Genomic DNA, 20999 nt, shown 5'->3' on the forward strand with positions numbered 1-20999 from the left:
GCCGTACGCCGTGCCAAGCACTCGCCACCGTGCGTAAGGTACGAGGCGAAACGGCGCAACGGGTGGGGTGGGGGCAGCGTGACGGAGCCGCGGCAACGGCATACCGGGATCATCGAGTACTGGCGGGCGGTGGAGCTGTTCAGTCCGCAGAAGGTGCCGGCCGTCTCCGTACGGGACCGGGTCCACTCGGTGACCGCGGACGGCCCGCTGCCCTGGGAGGAGGGGCATCCGCTGCGGTCGGTGCCGCTGAATCCTGGTTACGCGTGGCAGCACGTGGTGTACGGCGGTGCGTACCGGCTGCGGGCCGTGCGCGACACGCTGCTCGCCGTGTTCGGTGAGAGCGAGGAGGACCACGACGGGCGGATGGACGGCGAGAGTGCCCTGTTCGCCTTGACCGTCACCGATGAGGGACGTCTGGTGCTGGACTCCCCCGTCCTGTCCACGTGCGCCTGGGCCACCGGACGGGCGCTGAACCCAGGGCCGGGGCGGAAGGGCTGGTTGGACGGTTTCGACGACGAGGCGGCCGACTGGCTCGCCCGGGCCGCTGACCTGGGCGGCGTGCCCGTGGGCGAGAGCCTCGTGGGTGAGGGCCTTGAGAACGGGAACCTCGCGGACGGGAACCTTGAAGACGAGAACCTTGCGGACGGGCCGGACAGTGATGCCGATCCCGGTGCTGATGGCGATGCCGACGCCGATGCCAAGATGGGATCGCACCGTCTCACGGCGAAGGACCTGCTCGGCTTCGTCCACGACCTGACCGCGGCCTGGGGGCTTGAGCAGACCTTGGCACCCGGCGAGGTGCGCGTACGCAGTACAGCGGTGCGCGTCCGGCAGACGGCCGAAGCCGACCAGCAGGATTTCCTGAACAGTTTCATCGCCGCCGATCTGGGGCTGGTCGCGGGAGCCCTGCGCACGAACGCGCCCGGCACGGCGCTGGCCTCCTACCTCACCCCGTCGCAGGATGTGAACACCGCTTGGAGAGTCGATCTGCGTCGCCAGCCGCAGGCGGCGCTCGACGCCGTGGCGCCCTTCTCCACCCCGGAGGGCCGGTGGCCGACGGAGCCGGCGCATCCGCTCGCGCTGAGCCAGCAGTTCGCCGTGAACAGTCTCTGGTCGCAACTCGGCACGTCCAGCGGGCTGTTCGCCGTGAACGGGCCGCCCGGTACCGGCAAGACCACGATGCTGCGGGACTGTTTCAGCGCGGTGATCGTGGACCGCGCCCGCAGGCTGGCACAGCTCCGCCTGCCGTCCCAGGCTTTCGCCGACCACAAGCCGTACACCTGGAAGAGCGGCGACTACACCCGCACCGTCACGCCGCTGCGGGCGGAGTTCACCGGCTTCGAGATGGTGGTCGCCTCCGCCAACAACGGGGCGGTGGAGAACATTTCCACGGAGATTCCCGCCCGTACCGCGCTCGGCGCACCGTGGCGCGAGGAGGCGGACTACTTCGCCGAGCAGGCGACCCGGCTGCTGAAGGGGACGCCTGCGTGGGGTGCGGTCGCGGCCCGGCTGGGCAACAAGAAGAACCGTATGGAGTTCATCAACCGGCTCTGGCACGGCAAGTACAAGATCACAGACTTGGGTGCGCCACCGCCCCCGGCAGGCAAGGCGCCGCGTCGGCGTGATGCCTGGATCGACAGTGAGCAGGGCCTGTCCCAACTGTTCCGGGAGTGGATGAGCACGCCGCAGAGCGGGGTGTGGCGGCAGGCCAAGGAGCGCTTCCAAGCGTCGCTCGGCGAGGTGGAGCGGCTGCGGGCCGACCGGGCGGCGGCTGCGGACGCCCTGGCGCGGCTTCCTGAACTTCGATCCGGTGTGGCGCAGGCGCGGCAGGCGATCAGGGAAGCAGCCGAGCAGGAGGATCGCTGTCGGCAGGCGCTCCCCGCGGCGGTCGGAGCCCTGGTGCGGGTGCAGGCGCAGTTGGAGCAGGCGGAGAAGGCCCGGGACAGGCACTTCGAGCGACGGCCGGGCTTCCTGGTGAGTCTGTGCACGCTGGGGCGGGCCGGGCGGGACTGGCACCGAAGGGACCAGGAACTGGCGGCTCGCGTGGAAGAAGCGCAGGGTGCCTGTGTCTCCGCGCAGACCGCGTGCGACGAGGCGCACGAAGCCGTTGCCCGGACTGCTGCCGAGCACAGGGCGCGTCGGCAGGCACGAGAGATCGCGAACACCGAGTTGGCCGCGCAACAGAACGTGGTCGACCGGGCCCGGGAAGCGTGGGGCCCTCATGTGCCGGAGCAGGCGTGGCTGTCGGAAGACACGACGCGGGAACTGGCTGCCCCGTGGGGCGACGAAGAGATCAGCCGGGCCCGGAGCGAAGTGCTCCTGGCCGCGCTCGGCCTGCACGAGGCGTTCCTGCGGTGTACGGCACGCACCATGTACGCGAATTTGATGGCCGCCATGGACGCGGTGGCCGGCGCCGTACCCAAGACCGTGGCGCAAGAGGCGCTGCGGGCTGCCTGGCAGAGCCTGTTCCTGCTCGTTCCCGTCGTGTCGACCACCTTCGCGTCGTTGGACCGTGTCTTCGGGCGTCTGGGCCAGGAGTCCCTGGGCTGGCTGTTCATCGACGAAGCCGGTCAGGCGACGGGGCAGATGGCTGTCGGCGGCATGTGGCGCGCCGCACGCACCGTGGTTGTCGGCGACCCGCTCCAGCTCGAACCTGTGGTGGTCCTGCCGTGGACCGCGCAGCGGACTCTGGGCCGGGAGTTCGGCGTGGACGAACAGTGGGCGCCCAGCCGTACCTCGGTCCAGCAGCTCGCCGACCGTACCAACCGCTACGGCACCTGGCTGCCTGCCGAACTCCCCGACGGGCAGCAGGAGGTGTGGGTGGGCAGCCCGCTGCGCGTCCACCGGCGCTGCGACGACCCGATGTTCACCGTCAGCAACGCCATCGCCTACGACAACCTCATGGTCTACGGCACTCCGGAGCGCGGCGACTACCGCTACCGGCCCCGCAGTTGCTGGGTGCATGTGAGTGCGAGCGAGGCGGACGGGCACTGGATCGCCGAAGAGGGCCGTGCGCTGCGCGCCGTCGTGGAGAAGCTTCGCGACGAGGGTGTCGATCTCGCGGAGGACGTGTACGTCATCAGTCCCTTCCGGGCCGTGGTCGACGGCGCTCAGCGGGCCTGCCGCGGGCTGCTGCCGGAAGGGCGCGTCGGCACCATTCACACCACTCAGGGCAAGGAGGCCGATGTGGTGATCGTGGTGCTGGGCAGTGATCCGCGCCGGCCCGGTGCGCGAAGCTGGGCAGCCGCACGCCCCAACCTCCTCAACGTCGCCGTCAGCCGCGCCAAGCGTCGCCTGTTCGTCATCGGTGACCGCGACGCCTGGCGCGACCAGCGTTTCTTCGCCACGCTGGCCGATGCGCTCCCGGCGCACACCTGGCAGGGGTGAGTCCGCACAGCCGGCTCGGAGGCCGGTCAGTCCAGTGTCTGGGTCAGTTCGCTGCGTGTCGCGGTGTGGACGACCCGGCCGCGTGCTCCGTTGACGATGGGCAGGTACGGCGGTACATGTCCGCACTCGACATCGGCGATGACCGGTACGTTCAGGGGGCCGAGTGCGTCGAGAACGGCTTCGTGCTGTGTGAGTGAGTTGCTGTCAGATGCCGAGGTGCGGCCGACGAGGATCGCGTTCGCCGCGTCGAAGAAGCCGGCCAGCCGCATCCCGTGCAGGTTCCGGCAGATGGTGAAGGCGTCGTCGCCGGCCGCTTCGACATAGACGAGGAGCCCCTGCGGGGACTCGGCCCGTGCGAAGGCGGACACGTCGAGGTAGGCGGTTCCCGTGAGGTTGCAGAGCGTTTCGATGCACCCCCCGATCAGGCGTCCTTCGGCCTCCACGTCTCCGTCGGCGTCCAGCCTGGTCCACCTGCCGGGTGTGTCGAGCGTGTACTCGCGTACCTCAGGATGGGCGTGGAAGTTGTCCCAGCCGGTGGAGCGGTAGCGGCCGGGCGGGATCTGCGTGAACCGGTGCCCCTGCGGAGCGGCGACGATGTCGAGCCAGGACAGGAGTCCCTCGGGAACCCGGTACGGCGTGTCCATCAGGTTGTTGCCGTGCACGGTCGCTGTTCCCGTGAGGAGGGTGAGCGGCGTCATGATGGTCGACATGTCGGAGAACCCGACGAGCCAGGTCGGCTCGGCGTCCCGCAGCCGGCCCCAGTCGAGCAGGGGCAGCAGGTCGATCGCCGTCTCCCCGCCCCAGGGCGGCACCACCGCTCCGATGCCGGGATCCGTCAGCATCGCCATCAACTCACCGGCGCGGTCGGCCGCCGGGGCGCTGAGATGACCGGCTCCGTCCATGCAACGGCCGACCACGACCTCGTATCCCCGGGCCTCCACGTCGCGGACGGCCACGTCGAGGCGCGCACGCAGCTCTTTCCCGACTCCGCTCGAAGGGGACGTGACGCCGACGCGGTCACCGGGACGCAGGGGTCGTGGGTATCGAACCGACATGCGCCGGATTCTGGCACGGTGCCACGGCCACACACTACTGACTTCCGCAACGGCAGGACGGCGGGCTGACAGCTCGACGAGTCCGTCAACTGTTGGGCGGGGGACGGCATCCTGGACGAGACCGAAGGCGGCTTCGGCTTGTTCGAAGGCCGCGAGGCGATCCGCGCCTTCTTCCGCGACAGCCTCATGGCCAACTCCACGCACGTCGTCCACATGATGTTCAACCACCTGATCACCAGCATCGAGGGCGACCACGGTGAGGGCAGGGTCAACTGCCTGGTCGAGATCATGAAGACCGACGGCAGTTGCGCCCGCGCCCACGTCACGTACAACGATCGCTACGTCCGGGTCGCAGGCCGGTGGAAGTTCGCCGGTCGCGTCAATCACCTCGGCCTTCCCGCACGAGCCACTCACGCGCGCAGGGTGAAGCCCTGGAGCAGGTGGTGCAGTCCTACGTCGATTGCCGTCTCCCGCTGCGGCCTCAGCGGCTCCCCAGACACGGGCGCGGCTTCGCGGAACGCCGAGGGACTGCACCGAACACTCGTTCAGCCCCTCCGCCATCCGGCTCCTGATGACGGGTGTGCCGTGGCATCGCGGCACCCGGCTCCGGATGGCGGAACGCGTGGGCGTCAGGGCGCTCAGGCCCAGCGCTTCACGAAGTCGACGGCTGCGGAGTCGACCTCGGCGGGGTGCGAGGCGCTCAGGAAGTGCTGACCGCCCTCGATGATCTCCAGGCGCGCCTCCGGGGAGCGGGTGAACATCCGGATCTCCTCCTGGGCGTTCGCCACGGAGTACACCTGGTCCGCGGTGCCGTGCAGCCACAGGACGGGGCAGTGGACGTCGTCCAGCCTGCCGTGGAGTCCGTCGCGGTCCCGCAGGTTGACCGTGCTCAGCCGCAGGCGGCGGCGCCCGGCGTCACCGGCGTAGTTGGCGCGGTAGGCGGCGAGCCAGAAGGCGCGTTCCTCGGCCGGCAGGCCGCCCATGGCCGTGGTGAACACGCCGTCCACGACATCGTCCGGCACCACCCAGTCGTCGCCGACCGGCTCGGCGAGGTCATCGATGAGCGGTGTGTTGAACCCGATCCCGTCCCAGCACCCCAGCTCGCGGCTGCGCTCGCTCTCGGAGTCCATCGACGTGCCGAGTGTGATCAACCCCTTCACGGTGTCCGGGGCGAGCAGCGCCATGCGGACGGCCACCCAGCCGCCCTGCGAGGTTCCCAGCACGAAGGCCTCGCGGATTCCGAGGGCCGCGAGGGCCTGCAGGTTCGCGACCGCGCTGTCCCAGTAGGTGAAGTGCCGGTACGAGGCCCTCGTGCGGCCGTGCCCGTACGGCTCCAGGGCCAGCAGGTTGACGGCGGAGCCTAGCGCCGGATCGGCGAACTGCGGCCGGTACAGCTCGGCCGAGGTGGTGTACGAGTTGATCAGGACCAGTGTCGGGAGCGCGGGGTCGTACGGCCTGGCGAAGGTGTAACCGACTCGGGATCCGCCGAGGTGGGGGATCTCGACGGTCTGCTCGATCTTGTTCACGGGTGACTCCTCCATCGGAATGGGGCGGCAAGACCCCGGGGTCGGGCGTGGGGCGACGGTCTGCACCGGAGGCGCTCAGCGGTCGCTGGGCCCTCTCCGTGGCGCCCCGGTCGCTCACGTCGCCGGCGCCACTGCGTCCAACATCATCCGGGCCGATGGGCATTCCGGCGGAGATGGTGCAGGGGGTCAGGGCGCCGGAGCGGGGGGCCACCACCTGACCCGCAAGCGCTCCGCCCGTACCGACCGCAGCCGCCGTCAACATCGTCCACCCGTACGCGAGTCACCCGACTCAGGCCCTACGGAAAAGGTCCGCGGCCGGAGATCGCAGCTACCATGGCAGGCCGGGAAGATCGGCTCAACATCCATGATCCACGCGTGACTTGACGAGCAGCGGAGAGGTTGCCGAGTGTACCTGAGTGTCCCCTTCGAGGACGGTGAAGTCTTCGTCGTCGAGTTGTCCGAGGAGCAGGGTTCCGGCGTGGTCCGGGCGCGGCGCGGCGACGAGCTCTTCGAGATGTCCGCCGATACGTTCGAGTCGGGCATGGCCCGGGTGCAGCGGGTGGCCGCGGCGATGCTGGAGCGGCTGGCGGATCTGCCGCGCAGCCCCGATCACGTCCGTGCGGAGTTCGGGCTGCGGGTGACGGCGCAGGCGGGTCTGGTCGTGGCGAAGGGGACCGGGGACGCGCACATCAAGCTGGAACTGGAGTGGAGCCGCCCCGAGGGCGGCAGGTGAGGCCGGCGGGCGAGTCGGGGGCCGGGTGGGAGCGCGGGACCGCCCGGGTGCTTCAGGACGGTCGCCCGGTCGGGGTGGCGTTCCTGATCCCCGACCGCCTGCTGCTCACGTGCGCGCACGTCGTCGCCTCCACCGCGGACCTCCCGGACGACGAACCGCTGCCGGACCGGCTTCCGGTCACCCTCGACTTCCCGCTGCTGCCCGGGCGCCCCGAGGTCACGGCCGCCGTCCACTTCAGCGTTCCGGTGGCCGGTGACAACACCGGCGACGTGGCCGTCCTCCAACTGAGCGGCGAGCCCCCGGCGGGTGCGGCGCCCCTGCGGATCGTGGAGGCGGAGGACCTGGCCGGGCACCGCTGGCGGGCTTTCGGCTTCCCGAAGTACCCGGGGCGAGGGGGCGGCAAGGACGCCGGGATCTGGACCCGTGGCACCGTCGAGGGCCGCGAAGGCACCGGCTGGTGGCAGCTCACCTGCGCCGATGAAGCGCCGTTTCCGCTGGCGGGCGGCTTCAGCGGGGCTCCGGTGTGGGACGAGGAGTACGGCGGTGTCATCGGTGTCGTCGTCGCCGTCGAGGGGGACCAGCGGCGCCGGACCGGCTACGCCCTGACCGTGGAGTCCTTGACGCGGGAGTGGCCGCAACTGCGCAGGAGGCTGCTGGCGGACAGCCCGTACCGGGAGCTCCTGCCGTTCACCGAGCACGACCGCGCCGTCTTCCACGGCCGTACGAACGAGACGCAGCAGTTGGTCGAACTCCTCGAACAGCACCAGGTACCCGTCCTGCCGGTGCTCGGCCCCTCCGGCGTCGGCAAGTCCTCGCTGGTGGGCGCCGGTCTGCTCGGGTACCTCGACGGCGACCGGTACCTGATCGCCCGCCTGCCTCACGGGCTGCGCCTGACCGCCGAGGAACTGCTGGCCTGGGCCCTGGCCTCGGCGGGGGACGCGGACACCCTGCACGCGGGCTGGCACGACCGCTGGACGGCGCTGGCCCGGCAGCTCACCGACGAGCAGGGCATCCGTACCGCCGTGGAACAGACTCTTTCCGGCCACGGCGGGCGGCGTCGGCTGGTGCTGGTGGCCGACCAGTTCGAGACACTGCTCGCGGACGCGCCCGGCACCGCCCGCCGGCTGGACGCCATGCTCGGGGTCCTGACGGCTCGCCGCGCGGACGGCAGCCGACCCGCCCACGCCGTGGTCGTCGTCCGGATCGACTTCCTCCGGCAGATCGAGCAGCTCCCCCACCTGCGTACGGCCTGGGACGCCACCTCCATGGTGGTGCAGCCGATGATGCGGACGCAGCTACGGGAGGTGATCACCTGTCCGCTGGAGGGGCACGCGGGGGTCCGGTTCGCCGACGGTCTGGTCGAGCAGTTGCTGCGGGACGCCCCGCCCGGTCCGGCCGCGCTGCCGATGCTGGAGTACGCCTTGAGCCGCCTGTGGGAGCGGCAGGAGCGCGGGTGGCTGACCACCACCGCGTACCAGGCACTCGGCGGTGTGGAGGGGGCGCTGGCGGGAGAGGCGGAACACCGGCTGTGGGACTGGGCGGACGCGGCCGAGCAGCAGGCACTGGAGCGGATCTTCATCCAGCTCGTACGTCCCGGCGAGCTGCTGGACGCCGGGGAGCGCGGCCCGGACACCCGCCGGGTCGCCGCCCGCACCCAGTTCTCCGCGGGTGACTGGGCGTTGATCCACCGGCTGGCCAGTACCCGGCTGGTCGTGGTGACGCGCCGCCCGACCGGGCGGGACACCGCCGAACTGGCGCACCAGACACTGGTGGAGCAGTGGCCGCGGCTGCGCCGCTGGGTCGAGCAGAACCGGGAGTTCCGCAGTTGGCAGGAGGGGCTGCGCCGGTCCCTGCGTGCCTGGCAGGAGCAGGGCCGCCCGCGCGGACTGGTGCTGGGCCGGGAGCAGGTCGTGGAGGCGCGGCGGTGGATCGGCGCGCGGGGCACCGAGATTCCCGCCGAGGAGAGGGAGTTCTTCGAGGTCAGTGCCCAGGTCCAGCAGCATCTCGCCCATCGGCGACGTCTGGTCCGTACGGGCTTCGCCGTGCTCACCGCGCTCGTCCTAGTCGCCGCCGGACTGGCCGCCCTCAACGCCCGCAGCAGCAGCGAGCAGCGGGCCCTGGCCGCCTCCCGGAGCCTGACGGAGCAGAGCCGGCAGCAGGCCAACACCGACCCGGCCCTGGCGGCTCGACTGGCACTGGCCGCTCAGCGCGTCTCCCCCACCGCGGAAACCCGCGCCCAGCTCCTTGCCTTGGTCTCCTCACCCCTGCGCGCCACGCTCTCCGGGCACACGGGAGAGGTACGGTCGGTCGCCTTCAGCCCGGACGGCAAGACGCTCGCGAGCAGCGGGAACGACGGCACGGCCCGTCTGTGGGACACGGCGGGGCGCCGCCGTCCGGCTGTCCTCGGTGATCGCAACAGCCAGGTGCACACGGTGGCGTTCAGCCCCGACGGCAGGACTCTCCTCACGAGCCACAGTGGCTGGAAAGTGCGCCTGTGGGACGTCCGCACGCGGCAGCAGACCGCTGTCCTGGCCTCGGGGAGTCCGGCGGTCTTCAGCCCGGACGGAGACACGATCGCCATCGGTGGGCAGCGGGGCAAGGTGTCGCTCTGGGACGCCCGTACCCGTCGGAAGACCGACGAACTCCAGGTGTACCGCGACGACGATGGCGTCCAGCCCGCCCTCCTCGCGTTCAGCCCTGACGGCAGGACCCTTGCCGTCACCGTCACGGGCCACGGCGCCGACGAGAGCGCCGAGGCCCAGGTACAGCTCTGGGACGTACGGGAGAAGCGGCGTACCGCCACGTTGAAGGGCCACACGGGGATGGTCGTGTCACTGGCGTTCAGCCCGGACGGCACCACACTGGCCACGGGCGCGAGCGACTCCACGACGCGCCTGTGGGACGTGCGCGGGCAGCGCGCGCCGACCACACTGACCGGACACAGCGGCACCGTGTTCGCCCTGGCCTTCAGCCCCGACGGCCGACTCCTGGCGAGCGGGGGCCAGGACCGCTCCGTACGGCTGTGGGACATGCGCACGCGCACCGGCGTGACCGTGCTGAACAGTCATACCGGGTACGTGAACGCACTCGCGTTCAGCCCGGACGGCGCGACGCTGGCCAGCGGGTCCGAGGACGCCACGGTCCGGCTGTGGGACATGCGGGCCGGGCTGCCGCGCGCCACCTTCGCCGGGCCGGGCGGTTCGGGAAGCCCGGCCTACAGCCCTGACGGGAGGGTGTTCGCGACCGGTGACCGCAACGGGACCGTGCACCTGTACGACGCCCGTACGCGGCGCAGAGTGGGCCGCCTGACCGGGCACACCGGCGAGGTGAAGGCGGTGCGGTTCAGTCCGGACGGCCGGTACGTGGCCGCGAGCAGCAACGACGATCCGGCGGTCCTGCTGTGGGACGTACGCACCCACCGGCTCCTCGCCACCCTCGCCGGCCACCGCAAGCCCGTACAGTCCGTCCTCTTCAGTCCCGACGGGCTCACCCTCGCCACCACCAGTTACATCGACAGCACCACCCGCCTGTGGAGTGTGCGGGCCCATCGGCAACTGGCGTCCTTCCCCATCACCATCATGGTCACCTGGATGGCTTTCAGCCCGGACGGGAAGATTTTCGTGACCGGTGGCCGCAAGTCCTCGTCCGTACACCTGTGGGACGCGCGGACCCATCAGCACCTCGGCACCCTCGACGGGCCCACCGGCACAGTCAGCTCCGTGGCCTTCAGTCCGGACGGCAGCACCCTGGCGACGGCCGGCTGGGACGGCAAGCTGCGGCTGTGGGACGTACGGCAACGCCGCCTCACGGCAACGTTGGCGGGCCACACCGGCATCGCGCAGTCGGTGGCGTTCACCCCGGACGGCAACACCCTCGCCAGCAGCGGCCGGGACGCCGCGGCCAGGCTGTGGGACGTACGGACCCACCGCCAACTCACCACCCTCAGCGGCCACACGGGCATCGTCTCGTCCGTCCTCGTCAGCCCGGACGGCAAGACGCTGGCAACCACCGGCGACGACCGGACAGCCCGCCTGTGGGATCTCCGCACCCACCGGCAACTGGCCCTGTTCACCGGCCACACCGGTGCCCTGTGCTCGGCCGTCTTCGCCCCGGACGGCAACACCCTCGCCACCAGCGGCGAAGACGGAACCGTACGCCTGTGGGACACCGGCGCCTTCCACGACTTCGCCACCCTTACAGCCGAAACCTGCACGATCGCAGTCCGGTCCCTGACCGAAAAGGAATGGCGGCGCTACGTTCCCGAGGGAGTGGTGTATCAGCGGATCTGCCCTTGAGGTGTGGCTGAATTCGTATCTCTTCCGAGCGGCCGGGCCGAAGAAGGCCGACACCGGACCGGCGCTTTCGCGTGAAACCATCAGGGAGACGAGAATCGGTCCGGGGGCCGATTTCCGGACGGAAACCCGGAACGAACGGGCCACTGTTCCAGGCGACCGCGTCCCCTCGTGCGGACGTCCGGTGCACCAACACCTCATGCGCGTCGGTGATCGTCCTCATCCCGCCGATGGCGTTGTCGCCAGGCCACCGAGCTCCGACAGGGCCGGACTTCAACGATCACACGGCAGCGTCCGGGGCCGGCCGACGTCGGACCTCCAGCCACGGCAGCCCCGACGGGGGCGTCGGCAAGCCTTGGGCCCTGCTCAGGTACCAACGCCGGGACGCCTCTCAGCGCCGGTGCCGGCCGTCCCCGAAATTCGCCCTTCCCACAGGTCACACAGCATATCTTCATGATCGATAAACCGTCGGCGATCACCATCTGGTAGATCCAGTTCCGCAGCTTGCGCACAAATTACACACATCCCCTTCTTCATATCGGCGCCGATGCTCTAGATTGACCGTGCTTCAGGCGTTCAGGCCCGGAGCGACCGCTGAGTGATCTCTGTTTCGGCGCTGCAAAAAAGCCAGCTTTACGTCCCCGGCGCCAGACGTGTGGTGATCAATTCTTGGTGCCCGAAAGGGCCTCGGGTGCGGGGAGCGCCCGGGGTTCCGGCGGGTTTCCACGTGCCCCGGAAGTCTGCCCGGACCTGCGCGTCCGCAGCTCCCGGGGCGGGTTGTCCACACAGCGCTCACGCGGCCGGGACGGTGCGCGGGGGACGGGGGTCCCCCGTGGGGGAGGAACAGTGCGGCGCGGGGGGCCGGGGGGCCTCCCGGGGGTGAGGAACAGGGCTGGGCGAACACGCCGGGCCACTGGCGACCGGGGGGAATCTGTGCAACAGGGGGGATTAGTCAACCCGTTTCCGTCGGCGCGCGGGCGTCTGGCGGACGGGGCGAGCAGCCAGCCCGCGATCGACTGGGAGCAGCGGTACCGGCGTACCGTGATCACCAGCGACACCGTCGCCACCGCCTTCGTGGTGGCGGCCATCGGTATCTTCTTCGGGGCCCGGGACGCGGCCAACTGGCACGAGAAGTGGGGCATTCTCGCCTTCGGCACCGAACTGCTGGTGCTGGGCGCGCTGGCGGTGAGCCGGGCGTGGGCCCCGGCCGTGCTCGGCCAGGGGGCGGAGGAATTCCGCCGGCTCGGCCGTTCACTGTTCACCGCCGCCGTCGTGCTGGCGCTCGGCGGAATCGCCCTGACCTCGCGCAACATCAAGCTCTGGATCTTCGTCGCGATCCCGGCGCTCGCGCTCATCACCATGACCGTGCGGTACCTGCTGCGCCTGTGGCTGCACGGGCAGCGGAAGGAAGGGCGGTGCCTGAGACCGGTGCTGGCCGCCGGGAGCCCGGAGACCGTACGCGACCTGATCACCCGGTCCCGTAAGTTCCCGCACCTCGGGTGGCGGGTGGACGCGGTGTGCACGACGGACGGTCTCGGGCTCGACGGTGACCACGTGGACGGAGTGCCGGTCGTCGGAGCGCTGTCGGAGGTCGCCAACCATGTACGCCGCGACGGCTACCGGGTCGTCGCGGTCACCGCGGACCCGCACTGGTCACCGGACCGGCTGCAACGGCTGGCGTGGAACCTCGAAGGCAGCGACGCCGAGATGGTCGTGGCGCCCGTGCTGATGGAGGTGGCCGGCCCGCGGCTGCACGTCGACGCCGTGCTCGGGATTCCGCTGCTGCGGGTCAGCATGCCGACCTTCAGCGGAGGGCGGCGGGCCGTCAAAGGGATCGTCGACCGGCTGGGCGCGGCGGTCCTGCTGGTGCTGTTCGCGCCGCTGATGCTGTGCGTCGCGCTGCTCGTGCTGGCGGACAGCCGGGGCGGCGCGTTCTACCGCCAGCGCCGGGTCGGCAAGGACGGCCGCGAGTTCACCATCTTCAAGTTCCGCACCATGGTCACCGGGGCCGACGCGGCACGTGCCGAGCTGATCCACCGCAACGAGGGCGCCGGGCTGCTGTTCAAGCTCCGCCGGGACCCCCGGGTGACCCGGGTGGGGGCGGCGCTGCGCCGGTACTCGATCGACGAGCTCCCGCAGCTCTTCAACGTGCTCACCGGATCGATGTCGCTCGTCGGTCCGCGGCCCCCGCTGCCGGAGGAGTCCGCCGCGTACGGCCCGGACATCCGGCGGCGGCTGCTGGTCAAGCCCGGACTCACCGGTCTGTGGCAGATCAGCGGGCGCAGCGACCTGCCGTGGGAGGAGGCGGTCCGTCTCGACCTGCGGTACGTGGAGGACTGGTCGCTCGCCCTGGACGCGGTGATCTTGTGGAAGACGCTGCGGGCGGTGCTGTACGGGCAGGGGGCCTACTGATGCGCGGGGGGCTGCTACGCAACGGTCCGGCCGGCGCGCGGACCGCAGGCCGGGAGGGCCTGCCCGGGGGAAGGACGCATCATGAAGATCAGTGTTTTCGGGCTCGGCTACGTGGGCTGTGTGTCGGCCGCGTGCCTGGCCGGCCTCGGCCACGAGGTCATCGGGGTGGACGTCAACCAGGTGAAGGTCGACCTGGTCAACGACGGCAAGGCACCGGTGGTCGAGGAGCGGATCGGCGAGCTGATCGCCGAGGTGGTGGGGACCGGGGCGTTACGCGCCACCGGTGACGTGCGCGAAGCGGTCCTGGGCAGCGAGGTGTCGCTGGTCTGCGTGGGCACGCCGTCGGAGCCCAACGGCAGTCTGTGCACCACGTATCTGGAGCGGGTCGCCGAGCAGATCGGCGCCGTACTGGCGGAGCGCGGCGGGCGGCACACGGTCGTGTTCCGCAGCACCATGCTGCCGGGCACCTGCCTGAACCTGCTGGTGCCGATCCTGGAGAAGCACGTCGGCGGCACGGCCGGGGTGGACTTCGGGGTCGCGGTCAACCCGGAGTTCCTGCGCGAGGGCACCAGCGTGCGGGACTTCTTCGACCCGCCCAAGACCGTGATCGGGGAGTTCGACCCGGCCAGCGGTGACGTGGTGGCGGCGCTGTACGAGGGCCTGCCCGGCGAGGTGTTCCGGGTGCCGGTCCCGACGGCCGAGGCGATCAAGTACGCGGACAACGCGTTCCACGGCCTCAAGATCGGCTTCGCGAACGAGCTGGGCGCGGTCTGCCAGGCACTCGGGGTGGACTCGCACCAGGTGATGGACGTCTTCCTGGCCGACCGCAAGCTGAACATCAGCCCCGCCTACCTGCGGCCCGGCTTCGCCTTCGGCGGCTCCTGCCTGCCCAAGGACCTGCGCAGCCTGGTCCACGCGGCGCAGCGGGCCGACGTCTCGGTGCCCATCCTCTCCCATGTGCTGCCGTCCAACTCCGCGCATCTGCAACGGGCGGTGGAGCTGGTCGAGCGCACCGGCAAGCGCCGGGCGGGCCTGTTCGGCCTGTCCTTCAAGCCCGGCACCGACGACCTCCGCGAGAGCCCGCTGGTCGAGCTGGCGGAGCGGCTGTTCGGCAAGGGGTACGACCTGAAGATCTACGACGCCAACGTGAGCCTGTCCCGGCTGCTCGGTGCGAACCGTGAGTACATCGAGACCCGGCTGCCGCATCTGGCGCAGTTGCTCGCGGACTCCGTCGGCGAGGTACTGGAACACGCCGAGGTGTGCCTGGTCGGTACCAAGGACCCGGCCGTGCTGTCGGCGCTGCCCCACGGCGGCGACGGCCCGGTGCTCATCGATCTCGTCCGCCTTCCCGACGCCGAGGCGCGCCGGGCCGAACCGGGGTACATAGGCCTTGCCTGGTGACACAACGTTCAACGGCACGTCGTCCGGCGGCACCGCCGACGGCGGCCGGCCGGGTCGGCGCGCGCTGATCCTGGTGGAGAACCTGTCGGTGCCGTTCGACCGGCGGGTGTGGCAGGAGTGCACCACGCTGCGCGACGCGGGCTGGACGGTGCACGTCATCTGTCCCCGGGGGAGAAGCGCGACACGGAGCCGGAGGCGGTGATCGACGGGGTGCGGATCCACCGCTACCCGTTGCGCGCGGCCACCGGAGGGCCGGCCGGCTATCTCCGGGAGTACGGATCGGCGTTGTGGCACACGGCGCGGCTGGCCCGCAAGGTCGGCCCGGTCCACGTGGTGCACGCCTGCAACCCGCCCGACCTGCTGTTCCTGCCCGCCCTGTGGCTGAAGCGGCGCGGCGCGCGGTTCGTCTTCGACCAGCACGACCTGGTACCCGAGCTGTATCTCTCCCGGTTCGACCGCGGCGAGGACCTGCTCTACCGCGCGGTGTGCGCGCTGGAACGGCTGACCTACCGGGCCGCCGATGTCGTCCTGGCCACGAACGAGAGCTACCGGGAGGTCGCGATACGCCGCGGCGGCCAGTGGCCGGAGGATGTCTTCGTGGTGCGCAGCGCGCCGCAGACCGACCGGTTCCAACCGGTCCCGTCCGAGCCGGAGCTGAAGCGCGGCAAGCCCCATCTGCTGTGCTATCTGGGCGTCATGGGTCCGCAGGACGGCGTCGACTACGCCTTGCGGGCGCTGGCGAAGCTGCGCGACGAGCACGGGCGGACCGACTGGCACGCGGTGTTCGTCGGCGCCGGCGACGCGTTCGACGCGATGGTGGAGCTGTCCCGGCAGCTCGGGCTCGCCGGGCAGGTGGAGTTCACCGGACGCATTCCGGACGCCGACCTGGTGCGCTACCTGTCCACCGCGGACGTGTGCCTCTCCCCCGACCCGCGCAATCCGCTCAACGACGTGTCGACCATGAACAAGGTCCTGGAGTACATGGCGATGGGGCGGCCGATCGTCTCCTTCGACCTCCGGGAAGCACGCGTCTCCGCCGGTGAGGCCGCTGTGTACGCGCCCGCCAACGACGAGGCCGCCTTCGCCGGGCTGATCGCGCAACTGCTGGACGATCCGGAGAAGCGCGCCCGGATGGGCAAGATCGGCCAGGAGCGGGTCGGCGGAGAGCTGTCCTGGCGGAACTCCCAGAGATCGCTGCTCGCCGCCTACGCCGCTGCCTGCGGTGCCCAAGGCGGCCCGGTCCGGCGCCGGGTGGGGAGGAGGCGGCGCCGTTGAGCGACGACACGATACGCCTGGTCACGATCGGGCGGATGCTCCGCCGGCGCCGGCGGTTCCTCGCCGTCCTCGCCGTGGTGGGCGCGCTCGTCGGCTACGGCGCCTCGGTGCTGTACCCGCCGCGTTACACGGCGTCGGCATCGGTACTGCTGCCGGGACAGTGGGAGCAGCGCGAGCTGCTGACGCAGGTGGAGATCGCCGCCAGTTCGGCGGTGGTCGACCGCGCGGCCGCCAAGCTCGGCTGGGACGGCGTCAGCGGCACCGAGCTGCGGGACCGGGTGAGTGCCAAGGCCGCCGACGGGAACATCATCGAGATCTCGGGCACGGCCGACACACCGGAGCGCGCGCAGCAGTTGTCCGACCGGGTGGCGCAGCAGTTCGTCGCCTTCGCCGCCCGGATCGCCGGCGGCACCGCCGACCCCGGAGCGGCCGCGCGGCCCGAGGACCTGCGGAAGAAGGTCGCCGAGACCAACCGCCGCATCACCGACCTGGCCAATGCCGCCGATCCCGGGCGGACCGTGGAGAGCGTGCAGGTCCGCACCTCGCTGGAGAAGCTGCGCACCGCGCTGCAGGAGGCCATGAAGAAGCTGGACGAGGCGGACCCGGCGACCGGCAAGGCCGGCATGGTCGTCATGGGGCCGGCGGCCCGGCCGACCGGTGCGGTGCCGCCGACGAGGACGCAGCTCATCGTCGCCGGGGGCCTGCTGTTCTTCCTGGTCGCGGTCGTCGGCCATCTCGCCGCCGCGCGGATGAACCGCCGGCTGCGCACCGAGCCGGAGATCGCCGCGGCACTGGGCTCCACGCTGCTGGGGTCGGTCGACGTACCGGATGAAGGGCGTACGCACCGGCCGGAAGGCGAGGGCCGGCGGGCCCGGATCCGCCGGCTGCTGGGCGTCGACACCCGGTGGGACGTACCGGCCTCGCAACGGTTCGCCGACGAGGCCGGCCGACGCGTCCACTACCGGCGGGTGTGCGCTCGCCTCCGGGACCGGCTGCCGGCCCCGCGACAGGTGCTGCTCGTCGTACCGGACGGTGACGAGATCGCCCGCCGGGCCGCCGGGCAGCTCGTCGCCGAGGCCGCGAACGATCCCTCCCCGGCCTCTGCGGGCAGGGGAAACCCCGTGCTGCGGGTGGTGGAGGTATCGGTGTCCCGGCCGATGGTGCCGGACCGCGACACCGAGTCCGGCGCCCTGATCGTGGTCAGCGCGGGCTGCTGGACCGCGGAAGAGCTGGCCGGCGTCGCCGCGGCGTGCACGGACGCCCGGCACGAGGTCGTGGGCACCGTCGTCGCGGGTACGGTCACGTCCCGTCCGGCGCGGACCGCCGGCCGTCCTCCGGAGCACGCCGCCCTGTCGCTCGCGGTCCGCGGCCCCGCGACGGGAGGTTCCGGGTGACGACGAGCACGGCTGCGGAGTCGTCGGCGACCACTCCCCTGCTGGACCTGCAGGCGCTGGTGGTGGCGGTCCGCAGGCGCCGCCGCCTCTGGAGCGCCATGGCGCTGCTGGGGCTGCTGATCGGCGCGGCGGCGGCGGTCCTGATGCCGCCCCCGCCGTCCGCGGTGACCACGGTGCTGGTCACCCATCAGGCGGACCAGCCGAACGACACCGGCACGCTGATCCGTACCGATGTCGCGCTGCTGGGGACCACGCGGATCGCCGCGCAGGCCCTGCGGTCCCTCAAGTCCACGGAGAAGCCGGAGGATTTCCTGCACGACTACCGGGGCACCGGCCTGACCAACAACCTGTTGCAGATCGATGTGACCGGCGCCGACGACACGGAGGCGGTGGCCCGTGCCAAGGCGCTGGCCGACGCGTTCATCGCGGACCATGTGCGGCGGATGCGGGAAGCCGCGCAGGCCGAGGCCAAGGCCCTGCGCGATCAGCGGGACCGTATGCGGGACGAGCTGGCCCAGGTCAACAAGGCGATCGGCAACCGGTCGCCGGGCAGCGACCCGAAGGCGTCGGCGAGCATCGAGTCGCTCTTCGCCCGCCGGGCCGAACTCACCTCACGAATAGCGGACTTCGACCAGCGCGCGGAGGAGGCGCGCATGGGCACGCCCCAGCTCGTCGCCGGTACGCAGGTCGTGGACGCCCCGCGTGCGGTGCGGCACTCCCTGCCCAAGGCCGCTGCCACCAACGCCGCCATCGGGCTCGTCCTCGGGCTCGCGATCGGGCTCGCGCTGGCCGCGGTCGGCACGGTGGTGGCGGACCGCCCCGTACTGCGCCGGGAGATCGCGGCGAATCTGGGTGCCTCGGTCGTCGCGGAGCTGCCCCGCGCGCTCCGGCGGCCCGCCGGGCTGTGGCAGCGCCGCCGGACCCGGGAGGCGCACGAACGGCTCACCACGGCGTTGGTCCGCGCCGTGCGCCACTCCGCGGAGCCGGTGTCGCTGCTGGAACTGGGCTGTGCGCGTACGACGAGCGTGATCGCCCTGAACGTCGCCGGAGCCCTGGGGGCGGAGGGCCCGGTGGTCGTCGTCGACGGCCTGCCCGGTCCGGAGCTCGCCGACAGCGGCCAGGAGCCGGTCAACACGACCGTGGTCAGGGGCGAGCGCGCCGCGACCGTGCCGAGAGAGGTGCGCCGGCTCGGCGTCGGCTCGGTCGCGCCCGGCACGGCGTGGACCGACCTCCGGTACCTCGGCGGCCGGACCGTGCTCGTCGTACGGGCCGGGCACGGCAGGGCCGCCTGGCTGCACACCGTGGCGCGGCAGCTCGCGGAGCAGCGCATTCCGGTGATCGGTGTGGTGCTGATCGACCCCGATCCGCGGGACCGGACCGACGGCACGCTGTGGGACGGACCGCACACGGCGCTGCGCGGCCCTTATGAGCGGCCGGCCCAGCAGCACGGGACGGGCCTGCCGCGGACGGAACGGCTGGCCCGGCAGCACGCGACAGGCCCGTTGTGGACGGAGCGGCCGCCGATGTCGGCCGCCCGCGCCCCGGGCAGCGACCAGGAGGCTCGGTAGCACATGTGTGGCATCGCAGGTACGTACCGGTGGCCGGACGGGAAGGCCGTGACCGACCGGCTCACCGACATCCTCGCCCACCGCGGCCCGGACGGGGCGGGCCGCTACAGCCACCCCGCCGGTGACGGCGAAGTCCACCTGGGACACCGCCGGCTGGCCATCATCGACCTGTCCGGGACCGGCGCCCAGCCGATGGTCTCGGACGGCCTCGCCCTCTCGTACAACGGCGAGCTGTACAACGCGCCCGCGCTGCGCGCCGAGCTGTCGGCCGCCGGGGTGCGCTTCCGCGGCACGTCCGACACCGAGGTGCTGCTGGAGGCGTGGCGGCGCTGGGGCACCGACTGCCTGCCGCGGCTGCGCGGCATGTTCGCGTTCGCGGTCTTCGACGAGCGGACCGGTGAGCTGGTGCTCGCCCGCGACCAGTTGGGCATCAAGCCGCTGTTCCTGCTCCGGCGCGGCGGGGGCCTGCTGTTCGCCTCCGAGCTGAAGGCGCTCGCCGCCGTGACCGGCGGGACGCTGCAGGTGGACCACGCGGCGCTGGTGGCCTCCCTGCTGTACTACTGGGTGCCGGACTCGCGCTGTGCGTTCCGCGAGGCGGAGAAGCTGCCGCCGGGGAGCTGGCTGCGGTGCCGGCCCGACGGCCTGGTCGAGACCGGCCGGTACTGGAACCTCAAGGACGTCGCCGCCGAGGCCCGGGAGCGGGCCCGCAGCGGCGAGCAGCCGGACCTGGCCGCCGTCGTCGAGGAGTCGACCCGCCGGCACCTGCTCTCCGACGTACCGGTGGCGACCTTCCTCTCCGGCGGCCTCGACTCCAGCTACCTGACCGCGCTGGCGGCCCGCGACCGGCCCGGGATCGCCGCTTACACGATCGGGTTCCGCGCCGAGGACGCCAGGTTCGAGGCGATGCCGGACGATCTGCGCTACGCCCGGCAGGTGGCCGAGCGGTTCGGCGTCGACCTGCGGGAGATCGAGATCGCGCCGAACGTGCTCGACCTGCTGCCGGAGATGACCTACCACCTGGACGAGCCGATCGGCGACCCGGCCGCGATCAACACGTTCCTGATCTGCTCGGCCGCCCGGGAGGCCGGCGTCAAGGTGCTGCTCTCGGGCATGGGCGCCGACGAGCTGTTCGCCGGGTACCGCAAGCACCTGGCCAACCTGCTCGCGCTGCGCTACCAGCGCATCCCGCGGCCGCTGCGCAGCGGTCTGTCCGCGACCGTGGACCGGCTGCCGGTCGCCACGGCCCGCCGCGGGTACCGCTCGGTGCGCTTCGCGAAGCGGTTCCTGTCCTTCGCCGAGCTGCCGGAGGAGACCGCGTTCCGGCGCAGCTACACCATGTACGACCAGGACGAACTGCTCGCCCTGGTCGACCCGGACCTGGCCGGGAGCGTCGAGGACGTCCTGACCGAGCACGCGGACATCTACCAGGACAACGACCTCGACGACTTCGTCAACCGCATGTGCCTAGGCGACGCCCGGATGTTCCTGCCGGGCCTGAACCTCGCCTACACGGACCGGTCGAGCATGGCCGCGTCGACCGAGGTGCGGGTGCCGTACGTGGACGTCGAAGTGGTCGAGGCGGCGTTCGCGGTGCCCGGCGACCGCAAGATCGTCGGGCGGCAGGGCAAGGCCGTCCTCAAGGAGGCGGCCGCCTCGGTGCTGCCCCGGGAGATCGTGTACCGGCCCAAGGGCCTGTTCAGTGCCCCGCTGCGGGCCTGGATGAGCCGGGACCTGGCACCACTGGTGCGCGAGGTGGTGCACGACGGGGTGCTCGTCGGTTCCGGGCTCCTGCGCCGCGACGCGCTGCAGCGGATGGTCGCCGAGGACGCCGCCGGGCAGCGGGACTTCTCCAAGCATCTGTGGCATGTGCTGACCCTGGAGTACTGGTATCGCGGCGCGACCTCCGGCTCCGGCCGGAGCCGGGCGGCTTGAACGGTGTGGACACAAGAGGAGCTC

11 protein-coding genes and 1 pseudogene are annotated in these 20999 nt (G+C 71.6%); 10 read left to right on the plus strand and 2 right to left on the minus strand.

What is annotated here, in order from left to right:
* Window positions 1–78 precede the first annotated feature (78 nt).
* Window positions 79–3387 (plus strand): DEAD/DEAH box helicase, encoded by a 3309-nt coding sequence (locus EJG53_RS43225; RefSeq protein WP_125042973.1) that lies wholly within the window; start codon window positions 79–81, stop codon window positions 3385–3387.
* Window positions 3388–3413: 26 nt separating this feature from the next.
* On the opposite strand, the gene EJG53_RS00880 is transcribed toward EJG53_RS43225, so the two are convergent.
* Window positions 3414–4442, minus strand: a complete 1029-nt coding sequence (locus tag EJG53_RS00880; protein ID WP_125049084.1) for a S66 family peptidase — start codon at window positions 4440–4442, stop codon at window positions 3414–3416.
* A 111-nt stretch (window positions 4443–4553) separates the two neighbouring features.
* On the opposite strand from EJG53_RS00880, the gene EJG53_RS43760 reads away from it, so the two are divergent.
* A complete protein-coding gene (locus tag EJG53_RS43760; protein WP_371858782.1) occupies window positions 4554–5156 on the plus strand; it encodes a nuclear transport factor 2 family protein in 603 nt (200 codons plus the stop codon).
* Here EJG53_RS43760 and EJG53_RS00890 read toward each other — a convergent pair.
* Complete coding sequence (locus EJG53_RS00890) at window positions 5081–5968, minus strand: alpha/beta fold hydrolase (protein WP_125042975.1); 888 nt, start codon at window positions 5966–5968, stop codon at window positions 5081–5083. The genes EJG53_RS43760 and EJG53_RS00890 overlap by 76 nt on opposite strands.
* Window positions 5969–6374: 406 nt before the next feature.
* Here EJG53_RS00890 and EJG53_RS00895 point away from each other — a divergent pair, with 406 nt between their 5' ends.
* The 8 genes and pseudogenes from EJG53_RS00895 (at window position 6375) to asnB (ending at window position 20975) form a co-directional block, all read left to right on the plus strand.
* Entirely contained in the window at window positions 6375–6701 is a 327-nt protein-coding gene (locus EJG53_RS00895) for a CU044_2847 family protein (protein ID WP_125042977.1), read from the plus strand.
* Between the two features lie 47 nt (window positions 6702–6748).
* On the plus strand, window positions 6749–10996 hold the full coding sequence (locus tag EJG53_RS00900; protein WP_167515005.1) for an nSTAND1 domain-containing NTPase: 4248 nt from the start codon (window positions 6749–6751) through the stop codon (window positions 10994–10996).
* A 930-nt stretch (window positions 10997–11926) separates the two neighbouring features.
* The gene (locus tag EJG53_RS00905) at window positions 11927–13405 is read left to right on the plus strand and encodes a sugar transferase (RefSeq protein ID WP_125042981.1); all 1479 of its coding nucleotides are present in this window, start codon (window positions 11927–11929) and stop codon (window positions 13403–13405) included.
* 81 nt (window positions 13406–13486) lie between these two features.
* Window positions 13487–14806 carry a nucleotide sugar dehydrogenase gene (locus tag EJG53_RS00910; protein WP_125042983.1) on the plus strand — a complete coding sequence of 440 codons (1320 nt, stop codon included), beginning with the start codon at window positions 13487–13489 and terminating at the stop codon, window positions 14804–14806.
* A pseudogene (locus EJG53_RS00915) lies at window positions 14796–16081 on the plus strand (glycosyltransferase family 4 protein). The gene EJG53_RS00910 and the pseudogene EJG53_RS00915 overlap by 11 nt, the downstream one beginning before the upstream one ends.
* Window positions 16078–17475 carry a Wzz/FepE/Etk N-terminal domain-containing protein gene (locus tag EJG53_RS00920; protein WP_125042985.1) on the plus strand — a complete coding sequence of 466 codons (1398 nt, stop codon included), beginning with the start codon at window positions 16078–16080 and terminating at the stop codon, window positions 17473–17475. The pseudogene EJG53_RS00915 and the gene EJG53_RS00920 overlap by 4 nt, the downstream one beginning before the upstream one ends.
* The gene (locus EJG53_RS00925; RefSeq protein WP_125042987.1) at window positions 17472–19043 is read left to right on the plus strand and encodes a Wzz/FepE/Etk N-terminal domain-containing protein; all 1572 of its coding nucleotides are present in this window, start codon (window positions 17472–17474) and stop codon (window positions 19041–19043) included. The genes EJG53_RS00920 and EJG53_RS00925 overlap by 4 nt, the downstream gene beginning before the upstream one ends.
* 3 nt (window positions 19044–19046) lie before the next feature.
* Complete coding sequence (asnB, locus tag EJG53_RS00930; RefSeq protein ID WP_125042989.1) at window positions 19047–20975, plus strand: asparagine synthase (glutamine-hydrolyzing); 1929 nt, start codon at window positions 19047–19049, stop codon at window positions 20973–20975.
* Window positions 20976–20999: the final 24 nt, after the last annotated feature.

It is taken from the genome of Streptomyces chrestomyceticus JCM 4735, from assembly GCF_003865135.1.
Classification (GTDB): domain Bacteria; phylum Actinomycetota; class Actinomycetes; order Streptomycetales; family Streptomycetaceae; genus Streptomyces; species Streptomyces chrestomyceticus.